The organism is Paenibacillus alba (assembly GCF_013204855.1).
Classification (GTDB): Bacteria; Bacillota; Bacilli; order Paenibacillales; family NBRC-103111; genus Paenibacillus_E; species Paenibacillus_E alba.
The window spans coordinates 35,866-50,596 of sequence record NZ_JABMKZ010000032.1 but is presented as its reverse complement, the minus strand read 5'-3'; the positions used below and the strand labels follow the sequence as shown (position 1 = coordinate 50,596).

The 14,731-nt window shown below is 49.2% G+C and carries 16 protein-coding genes; 10 read left to right on the top strand and 6 right to left on the bottom strand.

The features are described from left to right. Nucleotides 1-9 precede the first annotated feature (9 nt). From aguB to HQN90_RS28710, 4 genes are all read left to right on the top strand, one after another. Nucleotides 10-885: an N-carbamoylputrescine amidase gene (aguB, locus tag HQN90_RS28725; RefSeq protein ID WP_079411061.1), complete on the top strand. Its 876-nt coding sequence runs from the start codon at nt 10-12 to the stop codon at nt 883-885. Between the two features lie 600 nt (nt 886-1,485). Further along, nucleotides 1,486-1,740, top strand: coding sequence for a hypothetical protein (locus HQN90_RS28720; RefSeq protein WP_173225393.1), 255 nt, complete (start codon nt 1,486-1,488; stop codon nt 1,738-1,740). A gap of 17 nt (nt 1,741-1,757) precedes the next feature. Next, nucleotides 1,758-2,126: a hypothetical protein gene (locus HQN90_RS28715; protein WP_173225390.1), complete on the top strand. Its 369-nt coding sequence runs from the start codon at nt 1,758-1,760 to the stop codon at nt 2,124-2,126. Nucleotides 2,127-2,258: 132 nt separating this feature from the next. Then, nucleotides 2,259-2,702 (top strand): YkvA family protein, encoded by a 444-nt coding sequence (locus HQN90_RS28710; RefSeq protein ID WP_173225387.1) that lies wholly within the window; start codon nt 2,259-2,261, stop codon nt 2,700-2,702. A 98-nt stretch (nt 2,703-2,800) separates the two neighbouring features. Here HQN90_RS28710 and HQN90_RS28705 read toward each other — a convergent pair whose 3' ends face one another. Continuing rightward, nucleotides 2,801-3,871, bottom strand: a complete 1,071-nt coding sequence (locus HQN90_RS28705) for a branched-chain amino acid aminotransferase (RefSeq protein WP_173225384.1) — start codon at nt 3,869-3,871, stop codon at nt 2,801-2,803. 115 nt (nt 3,872-3,986) lie between these two features. Between HQN90_RS28705 and HQN90_RS28700 the strand changes: the two genes are divergently transcribed. Both HQN90_RS28700 and HQN90_RS28695 read left to right on the top strand, forming a co-directional pair. Beyond that, nucleotides 3,987-4,934, top strand: a complete 948-nt coding sequence (locus tag HQN90_RS28700; RefSeq protein WP_338042401.1) for a LysR family transcriptional regulator — start codon at nt 3,987-3,989, stop codon at nt 4,932-4,934. Between the two features lie 10 nt (nt 4,935-4,944). Beyond that, a complete protein-coding gene (locus HQN90_RS28695; protein WP_173225377.1) occupies nt 4,945-5,970 on the top strand; it encodes a TRM11 family SAM-dependent methyltransferase in 1,026 nt (341 codons plus the stop codon). Here the strand turns inward: HQN90_RS28695 and HQN90_RS28690 are convergent. Further along, nucleotides 5,967-6,575, bottom strand: a complete 609-nt coding sequence (locus tag HQN90_RS28690) for a DUF3298 and DUF4163 domain-containing protein (RefSeq protein WP_173225374.1) — start codon at nt 6,573-6,575, stop codon at nt 5,967-5,969. The two genes, HQN90_RS28695 and HQN90_RS28690, sit on opposite strands and share 4 nt — an antisense overlap. Nucleotides 6,576-6,788: 213 nt before the next feature. After that, entirely contained in the window at nt 6,789-6,953 is a 165-nt protein-coding gene (locus HQN90_RS28685) for a hypothetical protein (RefSeq protein ID WP_173225371.1), read from the bottom strand. Nucleotides 6,954-7,147: 194 nt separating this feature from the next. Between HQN90_RS28685 and HQN90_RS28680 the strand changes: the two genes are divergently transcribed. Next, nucleotides 7,148-7,723, top strand: coding sequence for a pyridoxamine 5'-phosphate oxidase family protein (locus HQN90_RS28680; protein ID WP_173225368.1), 576 nt, complete (start codon nt 7,148-7,150; stop codon nt 7,721-7,723). A 12-nt stretch (nt 7,724-7,735) separates the two neighbouring features. Here HQN90_RS28680 and HQN90_RS28675 read toward each other — a convergent pair whose 3' ends face one another. Beyond that, entirely contained in the window at nt 7,736-8,128 is a 393-nt protein-coding gene (locus HQN90_RS28675) for an acyl-CoA thioesterase (protein WP_246362893.1), read from the bottom strand. Nucleotides 8,129-8,323: 195 nt separating this feature from the next. Between HQN90_RS28675 and fumC the strand changes: the two genes are divergently transcribed. Continuing rightward, on the top strand, nt 8,324-9,709 hold the full coding sequence (gene fumC / locus HQN90_RS28670) for a class II fumarate hydratase (RefSeq protein WP_338042399.1): 1,386 nt from the start codon (nt 8,324-8,326) through the stop codon (nt 9,707-9,709). 653 nt (nt 9,710-10,362) lie between these two features. On the opposite strand, the gene HQN90_RS28665 is transcribed toward fumC, so the two are convergent. Then, nucleotides 10,363-10,776, bottom strand: coding sequence for a hypothetical protein (locus tag HQN90_RS28665; protein WP_173225261.1), 414 nt, complete (start codon nt 10,774-10,776; stop codon nt 10,363-10,365). A gap of 102 nt (nt 10,777-10,878) precedes the next feature. Further along, the gene (locus HQN90_RS28660) at nt 10,879-11,295 is read right to left on the bottom strand and encodes a YtxH domain-containing protein (RefSeq protein WP_173225361.1); all 417 of its coding nucleotides are present in this window, start codon (nt 11,293-11,295) and stop codon (nt 10,879-10,881) included. Between the two features lie 258 nt (nt 11,296-11,553). Between HQN90_RS28660 and HQN90_RS28655 the strand changes: the two genes are divergently transcribed. Together HQN90_RS28655 and glgB are read left to right on the top strand one after the other, a co-directional pair. Further along, the gene (locus HQN90_RS28655) at nt 11,554-12,690 is read left to right on the top strand and encodes a SpoIIE family protein phosphatase (protein WP_173225358.1); all 1,137 of its coding nucleotides are present in this window, start codon (nt 11,554-11,556) and stop codon (nt 12,688-12,690) included. A gap of 139 nt (nt 12,691-12,829) precedes the next feature. After that, nucleotides 12,830-14,731: a 1,4-alpha-glucan branching protein GlgB gene (gene glgB / locus HQN90_RS28650; RefSeq protein ID WP_246362892.1), complete on the top strand. Its 1,902-nt coding sequence runs from the start codon at nt 12,830-12,832 to the stop codon at nt 14,729-14,731.

Below are 14,731 nucleotides of genomic sequence, written 5' to 3'. Positions count from 1 at the left end.
TGACTTTCATTGAGAAACGTCAAAGTAGCAGCGACACAAATGAGCTGTTCCGATAACATAGATGAAAACATTCGCAAGGCTGAGGCCTTGGTTCGTCAAGCAGCCGCTAAGGGTGCGCAAATTATTTTGATTCAAGAGCTCTTCGAGACGCCTTATTTCTGCCAAAAAGAGAAGGCCGATTACTACCGCTACGCAACCGAGCTTGAAAACAATAAAGCGATCAACCACTTCCGTGAGATCGCCAAAGAGCTTCAGGTCGTGCTGCCGATCAGCTTCTACGAGAAAAAGAACTATGCGCGCTACAACTCGCTTGCCGTTATTGATGCGGATGGCCAAGTGATGGGCACGTATCGCAAAAGCCATATTCCGGACGGTCCGGGATATGAAGAGAAGTTCTATTTCAATCCTGGTGACACCGGGTTCAAAGTTTGGAAAACCCGTTACGCCAAAATCGGCGTAGGCGTATGCTGGGACCAGTGGTACCCGGAAGCGGCCCGCGTTATGGCGCTTATGGGAGCTGAGCTGCTGTTCTATCCAACCGCAATCGGCTCCGAGCCGCAGGATGGATCGATCGATTCCAAGGATCATTGGCAAATGTGCATGCGCGGCCATGCGGCTTGCAATCTCATGCCGGTCATCGCATCCAACCGCATCGGCAAGGAAGTGGATGAGGATTCCAGCATCGACTTCTATGGTTCATCTTTCATTGCAGGCCCGCAGGGCAATTTGATCGAAGAAGCCGGCCGCGACGAAGAAACGGTACTTGTCGCCGAGTTCGATCTTGATCAGCTGGAAATTCAGCGGATTGAGTGGGGAATTTTCCGCGACCGTCGTCCGGATCTATACAAGAAGATTGGTACCTATGATGGAGATCAGGTGCTGTAATCGGCAATCTGGTGCATTTGCGGAACGATCACGTTAGGCAGGTTACTTGGGTTTCAGGTGTCATAGTAGTATTTTTGGCTTGGTTGTCATAATTGGAGCTGTCCCATAGTAGATCAACCTACTTGAGGCAGCTCTTTTTTACTTTCTCGTTACCTTAAGGCAGTCTTGTTCTAGCTCCAGTTGCTTGCTTGTAATAAACCTGCAAATAAGCATCTTTTTTGCTCTTGGGATAGTCTCTATCATGAAATTCCTGCGATTGTGCATCTTTTTTAGGCTTTTTCTGGATCAAAGGCTGAAAAAGATGAAAATACCTGCACAATTGCAGGAATTTCCACTTTTTAATCGAATTCGCCTGAAAATTCCTGCATATTCGCAGGTTTTTACAGTCAGTCGGTCAGTGCCACAGCCACTTTAACGCCGAAAAATGTGCTTTCAGCCTGGCAGCAGCTAGTAAGCAAGCAAGCTAGCAAGATCATATCTTCGCTAATTCTCTCGCCCTAATAGCAACAGCTCATACACGCGATGATTTAGCTCCTATCCGCTTAAAGTGGTATAATTGGTATATAATTGAAATGCTCGATAAAGGGGCTGCTGCTAATTATGAAGGAAACGGATAATAAGACTCTACACGATGAAATTTGGAATAAGCTCCAACATCATGACGAAGCGTATGTGCATGAATTTTTGCAGGAAAGCTTGCGTAAAGTAGGCAGCCATACAGCTGGGAATAGAGTATCTGATTTCCTAATGGAGCTGCTTCGCGCACCTTTATTTTTGGGAACTCTGTTGGCTATCATAATAGGGATTCCTGCGGTCCTTTTTCTGATTACGTGGATTCTGGGGATGGCGGACTGAGACGGGAGTTTGGTGGGATGAAGATAAGGTTATTGTTTGCTGGATTTGCGCTCTTGTTGTTTCTAACGGGCTGCGCCAAAGATATAGGTCAAGCCATTGAAGCGGATCTGTTAACCATCACGACGGATACCAAGTCGCAGGCTTCGAGCAATCCTGGTGTCTACATGGCCAATCAACAGAAAGCCTATGATGATATAATCAGCTATGGCGATGCTGGGCTTGAATATTTAGTCCAAACGCTTAAGTCTAGCGAAAGCAGCGGACTTAAGGAATGGATCATGGCCTATGCCTGTGCCGAAATTCTAGGCGAACAAAACCCTGTCAAACAGTGGGCGACCAGCGAAGAGTGGCTGTCAGGCTATGAATTAGCGAAATTGCAGAAATAATGAATCTGTCATGATGCATGGATGTATGTTTGCTTTTGGACTCATACTTCCAGTAGGAGTGGTCTAGGGTGCGTGATTTCTGCTGTAAATGGGTTATATATGCTAGCCAATAAAGATTGGAGTGATCGATAGATGGACCCGTCCAAATATGAAAAATATTTCTCGACCGACGGCTTCTGGTCCAAGCTCAAAAAAGGGGCCAAAAAAGCAGGCAGTAAAGTGATCTACAGCGGACTGCTGCTTTTCTATGCGGTGGAGAGTCCGAAAACTCCGCTCAGAGCCAAAGTGCAAGTCTATGGAGCGCTGGGCTATCTCATTCTGCCGCTGGATATCGTGCCTGATTTGCTGCCGATTATTGGCTATGTCGATGACTTAAGCGTGCTTGGGCTAGCTTTAGCTGCGGTTGCCAAAAGCATTGATGACGACGTGAAGCGCAAAGCGAAGAGCAAGCTGCGGGATTTTCTAGGTGATGAAGTGATGAGCAGCAAAGATATTATTGATATCGACGGGCAGCTCGTGACGGACAAAGACAAGGACAAGGACGCCGCGATGTCGGGCGTGGATCTTGGGAAGTAGCATTCACGTGATTTCGACTTCCGTTACAACGCCAAAAAGCTCCGTCTCCACAAGCAGTGGAAATGGAGCTTTTTGTTTATTTATGCTGTTTCGAGCATTTAGCAGGAAACTAACCAATTATGAGTATCTGAAGTACGGCCAAACTGGATGTCCGTAATCGTGTCGTAAAGGCGCTGAACGAGCTCGCCGATGTTCCCCTGATTAATGACCATCGATTTGCCCTGCCACAGCAGACTGCCAATCGGAGAGACAACCGCGGCAGTTCCCGTTCCGAAGGCTTCCTCCAGCGTTCCGTTCTCATAGGCGGCGACGATATCGTCTATGGCGATTTTTTGTTCTTTCACGGGAATGCCCCACTCGTTTAACAGGTGGATGATGCTCTTGCGAGTGATCCCCTCGAGAATGCTGCCGCTAAGGCTAGGGGTCACCACTTCCCCGTTAATTTTGAAAAAGACGTTCATGCTGCCCACTTCTTCGAGATATTTCTTCTCGATGGCATCAAGCCAGAGGACTTGTGCGCAGTTATTTTCCTTGGCAACGGCTTGCGCATTGAGGCTGGCTGCATAGTTTCCTGCTACTTTGGCGTTGCCTGTGCCGCCTTGGACAGCTCGGGCAAAATGGCCCTCGACCAAAATATTAACGGGCTGAAGCCCTTCTTCATAGTAAGCGCCAACGGGCGACATAATGATAATGAACGAGTAGCGTGACGAAGCCCGCACGCCCAATCCTGCTTCAGTCGCCATAACAAAAGGGCGAATATAGAGGGAGGATCCCTCTTTCCGAGGCACCCATTCGGCATCTAGGCGTACAAGATTTTGAATGGCATGAACGACGAATTCTTCATCTAGCGCGGGCATGCTCAGCCGTTCACAGGAACGGTTAAGGCGCTTCGCGTTTTGGTCGGGACGGAAAAGAACGATATCTTCTTGATCTGTGCGAAAAGCTTTGAGCCCCTCGAACACGGCTTGCCCGTAGTGAAAAACCATAGCAGCAGGGTCATGAGACAGGGGACCGTAAGGAATAATACGGGGGTCATGCCAGCCCTGACCTTCCTCGTAATCCATAATAAACATATGATCAGTAAAATGACGTCCGAATCCTAGGTTCTCTTCTTGTCCAGGCTTGGTTTTGCAGGAGGGATTGTGCTCGATCCGAATAGTTCCATACATCGTGAATAACCGCCTTTCGTTCCCATGAGAGTATTCCTTCTACTATAGAAAAATTTCAATCATTGATCAATTCCGATTTATCAATTACCATCATAGGTAATAGCTATGATCGGTGGTGGCAAGGTTGGAGTATCGATTATTAGAATATTTTATCGCAGTTTGCGAGGAATTGCATTTCACAAGAGCAGCGGAGAAATTGGGCATCAGTCAGCCCACGCTCAGCCAACAGATTCGTTTGATTGAGCATCGGGTAGGCTCTCCGCTTTTTCAGCGGATTGGCAAAAAGGTCTATATCACGGAAGCCGGAGAAATTCTCCTGAAGCATAGCAGAAACATCTTTCATGAATTGGATCAAGCACAAGCGGCGTTGAATGAGATTCAGGGGATGCAGCGGGGCAAGCTGCGGATTGGCTGTTCCGGGAATCACTTGCTGACCGCGACCATTATGGCCTTTCATGCCCAGTATCCGAAGATCGAGCTGTCCGTAACCGAGCTTGCCACGGAGGAAACCAAGGATGGTTTGCTGAATAACCAACTGGATATTGGCGTTGTTTTTTTGCCAGATGAAGATGAGCAGTTGGCTTGCATCCCCTTGTATAATGAGAAGCTGCTGTTTGTTGTTTCTGACAAGCATCCGCTTGCGGAGGCGCAAGCTATTCCACTGGAAGAGCTCGTTCAGCTTCCTGTCGCGATGATGCCTGGCAAATTCTATGTGCGGCAATTGATGGATGAATGCTGTAAGAAGAATGGCTTTGAATGGAAGCCGATACTTGAGCTCTCAACGCTGGAGTCTTTGCTTCAGATGGCTAAACAGAATGTGGTCGGGGTGATTTTGCCGGGCTCGTATGTGGATAGCATCCACAGCAGTGAGATCTGCTGCATTCCGATTGTAGATCCTGTTCCGCAGAAAGATGTAGGGATCGTATATCGTAAGGAAATGTACCTATGCAAGACGACGGATACGTTCATGAAGCAGTTGAAGCACCAATTTCTGGACGATGCCAAAATCGACGGAGAAACAAATTCCACTGAGAAACAACCAAGTAAGTCACATGTAAAATGAGGGATATGCCATGGAATATATTTATACCTATGTTTGTCACGAAGACGAGCAGGCGCTGTGTCAATTGGAACTGCGCTCATTATTAGGCGCAGATGCCGTTATCGGTGCGCGCTGCGCCGTTAGCGCGCGCAAGGTGGAGCCAAGCCGCAGCCCGTTCCTGAAGCTGCGGTTGGGTGTCTTGCTTGAGGCCGGCAGCTTATCGGAGCTGGCCTCGCAAGTAGAGACGTTGCCCCCGCAAGGGTCAACGTTCAAGGTCGTGTTCGCGGAGACGGAAGCTGCGGTCCCTACGGACCGCCAGCGTGAAGTCGCACGCGAAATAGGCCGGCAGCTCCGCGGCAAAGCGGAGCTGGAACGGCCGGAGCAGTGGTTCGCCGTGACGGAGCTGGAAGGCCGGTGGTTGTTCGGCGACTGCAGCTACGGCGAAGCCGTTTGGCTTCAGCATCAGCAGAAGCCGCAGAACTACTCCACCGCCCTGAACACGCGCGTAGCGCGGGCGGTGGTCAACATTGCCGTGCCGGATGCAGCCGGCACGAAAGTGATTGACCCGTGCTGCGGCATCGGCACGGTCCTGATCGAGGCGATGTCGATGGGCATCGACATCGTGGGCACAGACCTGAACCCGCTGGCGGTGCGCGGCGCGCGGGTGAATCTCGCCCACTTCGGCATGCCGGATGTGGTGCGCATCGCCGACATGCGGACGCTGGGCTTGGCAACGGCAGACGATCACGAGTCGCTGCCCCCGCTGCCGCACTCCTTCGCGGCTGCCTCTGCTCCTGATCAGGTTCAGGTTCCGCCGAACGACCTGCCAAGCCACTATGACGCGCTTATCCTCGACATGCCGTATAATCTCTGCTCGAAGCTGCCGGAGGATGAGCAGCTCGAAATGCTCCAGTCCGCTCGCCATTTGGCGGACCGCGCCGTAATCATTACGACGGAGCAGATTGATCCGCTTCTTGCGAAAGCAGGCTTCCGCATCGCAGAGCGCTGCCTCGTTCACAAAGGCAAGTTCAATAGGCAAATTATCGTTTGCCTTTAATAAAGCATTTTACCCAGAGGGCTATCCTCTTCAATGATATCTTGCAGGGCATACACGGATATAGGAAAATAAAGAAAACCGTACACATAAGCAGCCAGTTCATAGACCTGGAAGAAAATGACCAAAGACTTATCTGCGATGTAGAAATCCTGATCCGGACGTATGGCTTTGAAATCAACTAACAGGGGGATATCCCGCGTTTTGAGCTCGGCTTGAATAAGGGCACTGAGCTTGCCGATATAATCGCTGTTTGGTTTAAACAATTCTTTCAGAGCGTAGTCCTTGCCAGTTTCTGTATTGAACGTTAACCCGTGTTGAATCGTCAGTCCATGAGCCCCGCCCGAAAAGGCGTAATTCCACAAAGTCAAACTAAGCACATTGCGCTCATTCGTTTTGAGCTCGAAGTAAGCGGTCACGTCTGTTAGCGGGTTTTTCGGGTAGCCTTGCTCGCGGAGCTGCTTGTTGACCGCATTGACGATAGTTGTGTTCATGGCATGTTGCGCTGCTTGAGGTGTGTGGTTTACAACTGCGGGGTATAACAATTTCAATTTATTGCGCTGCACTTGATAGGTTTGTATACTAACGGGGTGATCCAATCCGTCCATGTTATCATCCATCCCAATGTTTTTACTATAATTTATTCGGTGGATGGGCGTTTTGTTCATTATGTGCGAAGTGATTTAGAAGGGGAGCCCCTTACACGAATAAAAAGAGCCTTTCCACGGTCGTTGAAGACCAAGCGGAAAAGCTCTTTTTTTACGCTGGCTTCCACAAAGCTATTGGAGCCGGCGAGGCGATTGTAAAAGGAATAATCCGAATTACGCTTGTTCAGATGAATCTTCATCGACAGCGGAGTTCGTTGTTTCATTCTGAAGCAAGGAACTTAGTTCCTCCACTTGCTGTTTGGACTGGCTGTCTTCTGCATTCGCCTCAGCGGCATTAATGGCATGGCTCACCACATCATCACTGTTGTTCGTTGACATGTAAGATCACCTCCTCTAAGTTTCAACTAACTAAGTATGTCTCGCAATCCCCCAAAGTATGCAGATTATTTTAACGATGGATAAAGCGGAAATCTTCATAGGTAAAAACTATAAGCGAAGTCTGTTTTAGGTATTTCACAAATGTCGTTAGGAAGAGCATAATAGAAGAAATTGGGAATGGAGGCGGATGGCAGATGGGCAAATCTTTCGAGGCGCTATTGCCGGATCATGAGCAGTTTATCGCTAAGCAGCACATTTTTTTCGTAGGCTCTGCCCCCTTGTCGGGGGAAGGTCATGTTAATCTTTCACCGAAGGGTCACGATGTTTTTCGGATTTTATCGAAGAATGAGGTGGCCTATCTCGATTTAACCGGGAGCGGGAATGAGACGAGCGCGCATCTGGAAGAGAGCGGGAATGGACGGATTACCGTGATGTTTATGGCTTTTGAGGGACCGCCCATGATTCTGCGCCTCTATGGAGAAGGGCGGGTTGTGCTGCCAGGTACGCAGGAGTGGGAGGCAATCGCGCCTAGGTTCACACTTTTGCCAGGAGCGCGTCAAATGATTGTTGTTGATGTGCATGAGGTCAAAACTTCCTGCGGCTATAGCGTCCCTTTTTACAATTACGAGGGAGAACGCACGACACTGCAGAAATGGGCGACGCAAAAAGGCGAGCAAGGATTAACGGACTATTGGCAGGAGAAAAATAGGGTCAGCATGGATGGACTGCCAACGCCGCTGGGCCAGAAGTTATCCACAGGGACTGTGTAAATGACTTTTTCTTTAGCTAAAATGCTTTCGTAATGCCTCAGGGGCCTCTACACTTTTGCGTGTTGTACTGTCCATCGTCACACTGGTTACAAGGGCGTCGGCACACAATTCGCCTTGCTGGTTGATAATTTCTTGCTTCAGCACATAGCTGGAGCGTCCCATTTTGTCAGGCCGGCAAGTGACGGTCAGGTGCTCACCTTGTTTGCACTCTTTTTTATAATTAATGTTGATGTTCACTGTAACGGTTTGAATGCCCATCGCGCCAAACGTATCGTAAAACAACTCGGATTGCTCGTACCATTCTTCTCTTCCCCATTCGAGGTATTCCAAATATTTGGCATTGTTGACGTGGCCATTCACATCAATTTCGGTGGATCGGACGATAATGTCTAGTCTAGTTTCCATGAGGCATTGCTCCTTCGGCAGCACCTGCCTTGGCGGGTGTTTTTTGTTCATTATATCTCTTCGCTGGAGGAGAAAACCAGCAAATGGCTCATAGGCTGCCATGATCTGGGTAAAATAAGATTTATGTGTTTGGTGATTGGTTAATACATTCTAGCGGGTTATGTCAGCATAACGAAGCAATAGGAGGTGGTTCGAGTGACGCAAGAGTATCGGATTGAAAAGGATACAATGGGGGAAATCAGAGTACCTGTGGATAAGTTGTGGGGGGCTCAAACACAGCGCAGCTATGAGAATTTCAAAATCGGCACGGAGCGGATGCCGGAACGGTTGATAGGGGCTTTTGCTTTGTTGAAAAAAGCGGCCGCTCAGGTGAACCGCGAGCTTGGCGGGTTGACGCCGGAGAAAGCGGAGGCGATCGCTCAGGCGGCAGACGAAATCGTACAAGGCCGCTGGCACGACGAGTTCCCGCTTGTTGTCTGGCAGACAGGCAGCGGCACGCAGTCAAACATGAACGTGAACGAGGTGATTGCTCACCGAGGCAGCGAGCTGATGGGGGATGGTACTCGCATCCATCCCAATGATGATGTGAATCGTTCGCAGAGCTCGAACGATACATTTCCAACCGCGATGCATGTAGCCGGCGTCATCGCGGTGGAGCAAGAGCTTCTGCCTGCGCTCGAGCTTCTGCAGGCGACACTGCACAGCAAGATGGAGGCTTATGCCTCCATCGTCAAGATCGGCCGCACCCATCTGCAGGATGCTACCCCGCTGACGCTGGGGCAAGAAATCAGCGGCTGGTGGGCCATGCTGGAGCAGACGGCGCGCATGGTGCGCAGCAGCGTCGATACGATGCGCGAGCTGGCTATTGGCGGCACCGCGGTCGGCACGGGGCTGAACGCGCATCCCGAGTTCGGCGCGCGCGTCGCCGAAGCGTTGACTCGCGAGACGGGCACGCGCTTCGTCTCGGCGGCGAACAAGTTTCATGCGCTGACCAGCCATGATCAGATTGTTTACGCCCACGGCGCGCTGAAGGCGCTGGCGGCGAACTTAATGAAGATAGCCAACGATGTGCGCTGGCTATCGAGCGGTCCCCGCTGCGGGATCGGGGAGATCACGATCCCTGAGAACGAGCCCGGCAGCTCGATCATGCCGGGCAAGGTCAACCCCACGCAGAGCGAAGCGATGACGATGGTCGTTTGCCAGGTGATGGGCAACGATGCGGCCATCGGCTTCGCCGCCAGCCAAGGCAACTTCGAGCTGAACGTGTTCAAGCCCGTTATCATTCACAACTTCCTGCAGTCGGTGCGGCTGCTGGCCGATAGTATGCGCTCGTTCAACGACCATTGCCTCGCAGGCATGGAGCCGAATCGCGCTGTCATTCAGCGCAATCTGGAACAATCCCTCATGCTGGTCACGGCGCTCAACCCGTATATCGGGTATGAGAAAGCAGCCAGCATTGCGAAGCAAGCCCACAAAGAAGGGCTGACGCTGAAGGAGTCAGCCCTGCGCAGCGGCTACCTGACGGCTGAGCAGTTCGACAGCTACGTCAAGCCGGAAGACATGGTGCATCCGAAGGCATAAAGACCGAGTCTGTCTCGGTTAAGCAAACAAATAAATCCTACAGAAGCGGCAAGCCGCGAATCTGTAGGATTTTGTATGTTCAAAGTGGTGGAATCCGTCAGTCCACCCAACTGAGCAGCAAATAGCGGTCCCCAAAGACTCCTATTTCGCTTAAACGGCCGCTTTTAAAGTAGATAGAAGTCTTTAGGGGCTCTTAATCAGCCCCGATAGCTCCATTTTGCCGCCTGAGCAGCAAATAGCGGTCCCCAAAGACTTCTATTTCGCTCAAACGGTCGCTTTTAAAGTAGATAGAAGTCTTTAGGAGCTCTTAATCAGCCACGATAGCTACCAGATCCACCAAATCCGCCATCCGTAAGGCTGCATTCCCAGCCCTAAAGTCCCCAACACACACATCTCACCCACCATAAGGTCGAAAAACAAGCTTAAAGTGGTGGAATCCGTCAGAATCCACCGATGCTCTCATCCGTAAGGCTGTTTTCCAGCCCTAAAGTCCCCAAAACACGCCCCCCACCCACCATAAGGCCGAAAAACAACCTTAAACTCGTGGAATCCCCAGGCCCCGCCAATCCGTCCTCGCCTCCCCGTACCCAACCAACATGGAAAAAACCTCCAACCCCACAAAGTGGTGTTAGAGGCTCCTTCTTCATCCTTGCTTACTGAATCGGATCCGGAATCAGATTCTTCTCCAGTAATTCACTGTTTGTTTTCATGTGCTTCATCTCGTTGCCGAGCTTTTTGATTTCGCCCATGTCTTGGGCCATGGAGCTATTGTTGGCTTCTTCCAAGGATTTGCTGGCGGAACCGTTGCATAGCCGCTCGAGCTCGATAAGTTTATCCAGCGCAGCCCGCCGGACTTGAAGAGGAACGAATTCGTTCTCTTGAAAGTCGGCTTCGTGGAAGTGAACGGTGGTGTTCCCATGCTCGGTCGTCAGTGTTGTCAACGTAAGCGGGTATCCGACGGAGGTAGCTTCGTTGTAGATTTTGATTTGGTATACCGATTTCTCTGTATATTCAATACGTTCTAATCCCAAATTGGTGAGTTGTTGATGCAAGGCGTTTTTATCCATAGTCCAAACGCTCCTTTCGAGCTTGCGGCTAAACAAATTTGTTCTACCAGCCCGAAACGGGCTCTCTCTGTTCTAATGTTTGTTCTACCAGCTCTCCCTGTTCTAATGCTGGTTGTTATTGCTGCCATGGGAGCTGTTGCTAGTAGCGGCGTGCAAGGATTCAGCTACCAGTTGTTTGCTCTCTTTGGCTTTATCGATCACGTCGGAAGCTTTGCTGCCGATTTCTTGTGATTTCTCACTGACCGTGGAAACGATGTCTTTGGCTTTTTCGCTGGCTGTTGCCGCGATATCTTGGGTTGTCTCGCAAACACTGGAGACAATTTCTTGTGTTTTTTGACCAACTGTTGAAGCCAATTTGCTTGTTTTATCGTTTAAAGTACGGTACGTATTAGAAAGGTCTTCGCGCAGTTCTGACCCAGCTTTAGGGGCAAATAACAGGGAAGCTACTGCACCAACCGCTCCGCCGATAACTAAACCTAATAATAGTCCGCCTTTGTTTGTTCCGACTGCTTCACTCATGAGTCATCTCTCCTTCAAATTGGGTTATGGTTTGTCTTGCTTCATAGTAGGAAGTAACCGTATTTCACGCATCTGAAACAGCAAAAGTTTATTTAGATTTCCGTTTCATTATATAAACGCGCAAGGAATGCCCGTATTCTGATTGAAATTTTCAAATGCGGGTAGTAAATAGAAGAACTCTAGCGATTTTTATTTTTAAACTATGCTAAACTATGGTGAGGGTTACTGTTTAACTTTTGCCCGAGAGGGGTTTGAACCATGAGTATTGTGATTGTCGACGATAACGCGACGAATTTACTTATAATCGAAAAAATTCTGCTTAAAGCCGGATACACGGATCTGACAATGGTCTCTTCAGCCAAAGAGCTGTATCAATTATTAGAGATGAATTCGCCAACTACGGGAGAAGTACCCGTGGACTTGATCTTGATGGATATGATGATGCCGGAAATTGATGGGGTTGAAGCCTGTCGAACGGTTCAAGCGGATGAACGGTTCCGGGATATCCCGATTATCTTCGTAACGGCTATGGGAGATTCCAATAAATTGGCGGAAGCACTGGATGCAGGGGCGCTGGATTATGTGATGAAGCCTATTAATAAAGTAGAGCTGCTGGCTCGTATACGCTCCACGCTTCGTCTCAAATTCGAGAAGGATTGGCACAAAGAGCGGGATAAGCGAATCAAGTATGAGCTTGATTTGGCCAAACAAGTGCAGCGCAGCGTACTTAGCAGCCCGATTCAGGATGAGCATATCAACATATCGGCTGTCTATAAGCCTTCATCAGAGCTGGCTGGCGACTTCTATGCGTGGTACCCGATCGGACCGAATCGGTATGGCATTATTTTGCTGGATATGATGGGGCACGGTATTTCATCTTCGCTTGTATGTATGTACATTTACTCTGCCTTGAAGGATACGATTACGAATATTTGTGATCCGGAAGGCGTCATCCGAGAATTGAATGGACGTATGAATCAGCTGCATATAGCGGATAATTTGATCAATTATTACTTTACGTCGATTTATATGGTGCTCGATACGGAGCATCGTACGATTGAGTATGTGAATGCCGGGCATCCTACCGGAATTGCCATTTTGGATGGCGAGGTGAAGCTGTTGACGGAAGGCTGCTGCGCTATTGGCTTTTTTGAAGGCATTGAGATTACGAAGGGTGTTATTCCTTATAAGAAGGATGCCCGGATTGTTCTGTTCACGGATGGCCTCTCCGAATGGCTTGATGATGAGCAGGAGGAAGGCATCAGCAAGATCCAAAGGGGTTTGGAGGCTATGCAGACGCATGATCCTGACGGCTTAATCGAACGGATTTATCCATACGCCAAAAGCGGCTCACCCCAAGACGATATGTGCTTGGTTTTGATTACAGCAGAGTAATACGGGCCTTATTATTTATCACATACGAGAGAGCACAAGTTTATCCCAAGTGGGAATAAAACTTGTGCTTTTTTTGTTTCAATAGGCACAAAGAGGTGTAATAAGGAATATCAATCCAAACAGGATGGGAGGAAATGGGATGACGATGGCATCTGCACCGGATTCAGACGCTACCTATTTATTGCATGAGGGCACACAGTATCAAAGCTATCAATTTCTGGGTTCCCACCTGGAAGAACGACATGGCCTGAGGGGGATCAACTTCGCCGTTTGGGCACCAAATGCGAAGCAAGTGAATGTATCGGGCAGCTTCAATGGCTGGGATGGCAGCAATCATAAGATGACGATGTCAGACGGTGTATGGACGCTTTTCATTCCGAAGCTGGAGGAAGGTATTCTGTATAAATACGAGATCATCACTTTGGATGATGAGTGTTATCTGAAATCAGACCCGTACGCTTTTCATACGGAGCTTCGTCCCGGAACGGCATCCATTGTAACCTCTTTGGAAGGTTATGAATGGCAGGATGAGGAATGGCTGGCTACGAAAACCTCGAATCAATTTCTGCAGCAGCCTCTTTTGATCTATGAGGTGCATCTGGGCAGCTGGAAGCGCAAGGAAGATGGAGATTTCTACACGTACTTGGAATTGGCTGATGAGCTGGTTGATTATGTGCTGGAGCGCGGCTATACCCATATCGAGTTGATGCCATTAGAGGAGCACCCGTTGGATGCATCTTGGGGCTATCAGGTGACAAGCTATTTCTCAGTGACGAGCCGATTTGGATCGCCGAAGGACTTCATGGTCTTCGTTGATCGCTGCCATCAGAAGGGGATTGGCGTCATTATGGACTGGGTGCCGGCGCATTTCTGCAAAGATGCTCATGGTTTGACTCGCTTCGATGGGACGCCGCTTTATGAATATGCAGACAGCCGGAAGGGAGAAAATCCGACCTGGGGGACCCAAATCTTCGATTATGGGAAGCCGGAGGTAATGAGCTTCTTAATCTCCAACGCGCTGTTTTGGATGGACGTGTATCATATTGACGGATTAAGAGTGGATGCCGTTTATAGCATTTTGACACTTAATTTCGACAGAGAAGATGGGGACCGTATTACGAACGAATTCGGAGGCGACGAGAATCTGGAAGGCATCGCTTTTCTGCAGAAGCTGAATGCGGTTGTGTTCTCCAGGTATCCGAATGCGCTGATGATGGCGGAGGATTCAAGCTCATATCCTGGCGTAACGGCGTCGGTTGATCATGGCGGACTCGGGTTTAACTATAAATGGAACTTAGGCTATACGTGGAACACCTTGGAATATATGAAGAAAACGCAAGAAGAGCGCGGCGCAGCGGAGGATCAATTAACGAATTCCCTGCTGAACGCTTGGGAAGAGAATTATATTCTGCCTTATGCGCATGATGAAGTGGTTCATTCAACCAAATCGCTTCTGGGTAAAATGTCTGGTGATGATAACTGGCAGCGTTTCGCCAATCTGCGTGTGTTGTATAGCTATATGATCGGGCATCCCGGCAAAAAACTGTTGTTCATGGGCAATGAATTCGGCCAGATGGACGATTGGAATTCGGAAAGTGCTTTGGAATGGAACCTGCTGGAGTTCGAGGAGCATCAGCAATTCGAGAGCTTCGTGAAGACGATGAATCATTTCTATAAAGCAGAGAAAGCGTTATGGGAACTCGACTATGACCCAAGCGGCTTCGAAGCCATTGGCGCTGAGGACCAAAGTGATGGTCTGGTCATGTTCATTCGCAAAGCGGAGAATACGGATGAGCATCTCGTGATTGTTTGCAATTTTAAGACAGAGGTTCATGAAAACTATCGCTTAGGGGTCATGAAGCAGGGCACTTATCAGGAAGTGTTTAACAGCGATAAGCCGGAATTCGGCGGATCGGGTGTAGGGAACGAAAGTCATTTAATTGCAGAGGAATTCGCCTGTCAGGACCGTCCTTATAGCATAACGATTCATATACCACCACTTGCAGCTGTGATCTTCAAATATACCCCTTCGGAAGGATGA

Bases quoted from the DNA above. Each gene is read 5' to 3' on its own strand.
- HQN90_RS28720 (WP_173225393.1), top strand. From the start codon at position 1,486: ATGAAGGAAACGGATAATAAGACTCTACACGATGAAATTTGGAATAAG.
- HQN90_RS28715 (WP_173225390.1), top strand. From the start codon at position 1,758: ATGAAGATAAGGTTATTGTTTGCTGGATTTGCGCTCTTGTTGTTTCTA.
- HQN90_RS28710 (WP_173225387.1), top strand. From the start codon at position 2,259: ATGGACCCGTCCAAATATGAAAAATATTTCTCGACCGACGGCTTCTGG.
- HQN90_RS28705 (WP_173225384.1), bottom strand. From the start codon at position 3,871: ATGTATGGAACTATTCGGATCGAGCACAATCCCTCCTGCAAAACCAAG.
- HQN90_RS28695 (WP_173225377.1), top strand. From the start codon at position 4,945: ATGGAATATATTTATACCTATGTTTGTCACGAAGACGAGCAGGCGCTG.
- HQN90_RS28690 (WP_173225374.1), bottom strand. From the start codon at position 6,575: ATGGACGGATTGGATCACCCCGTTAGTATACAAACCTATCAAGTGCAG.
- HQN90_RS28685 (WP_173225371.1), bottom strand. From the start codon at position 6,953: ATGTCAACGAACAACAGTGATGATGTGGTGAGCCATGCCATTAATGCC.
- HQN90_RS28680 (WP_173225368.1), top strand. From the start codon at position 7,148: ATGGGCAAATCTTTCGAGGCGCTATTGCCGGATCATGAGCAGTTTATC.
- HQN90_RS28675 (WP_246362893.1), bottom strand. From the start codon at position 8,128: ATGGAAACTAGACTAGACATTATCGTCCGATCCACCGAAATTGATGTG.
- HQN90_RS28665 (WP_173225261.1), bottom strand. From the start codon at position 10,776: ATGGATAAAAACGCCTTGCATCAACAACTCACCAATTTGGGATTAGAA.
- HQN90_RS28660 (WP_173225361.1), bottom strand. From the start codon at position 11,295: ATGAGTGAAGCAGTCGGAACAAACAAAGGCGGACTATTATTAGGTTTA.
- HQN90_RS28655 (WP_173225358.1), top strand. From the start codon at position 11,554: ATGAGTATTGTGATTGTCGACGATAACGCGACGAATTTACTTATAATC.
- glgB (WP_246362892.1), top strand. From the start codon at position 12,830: ATGACGATGGCATCTGCACCGGATTCAGACGCTACCTATTTATTGCAT.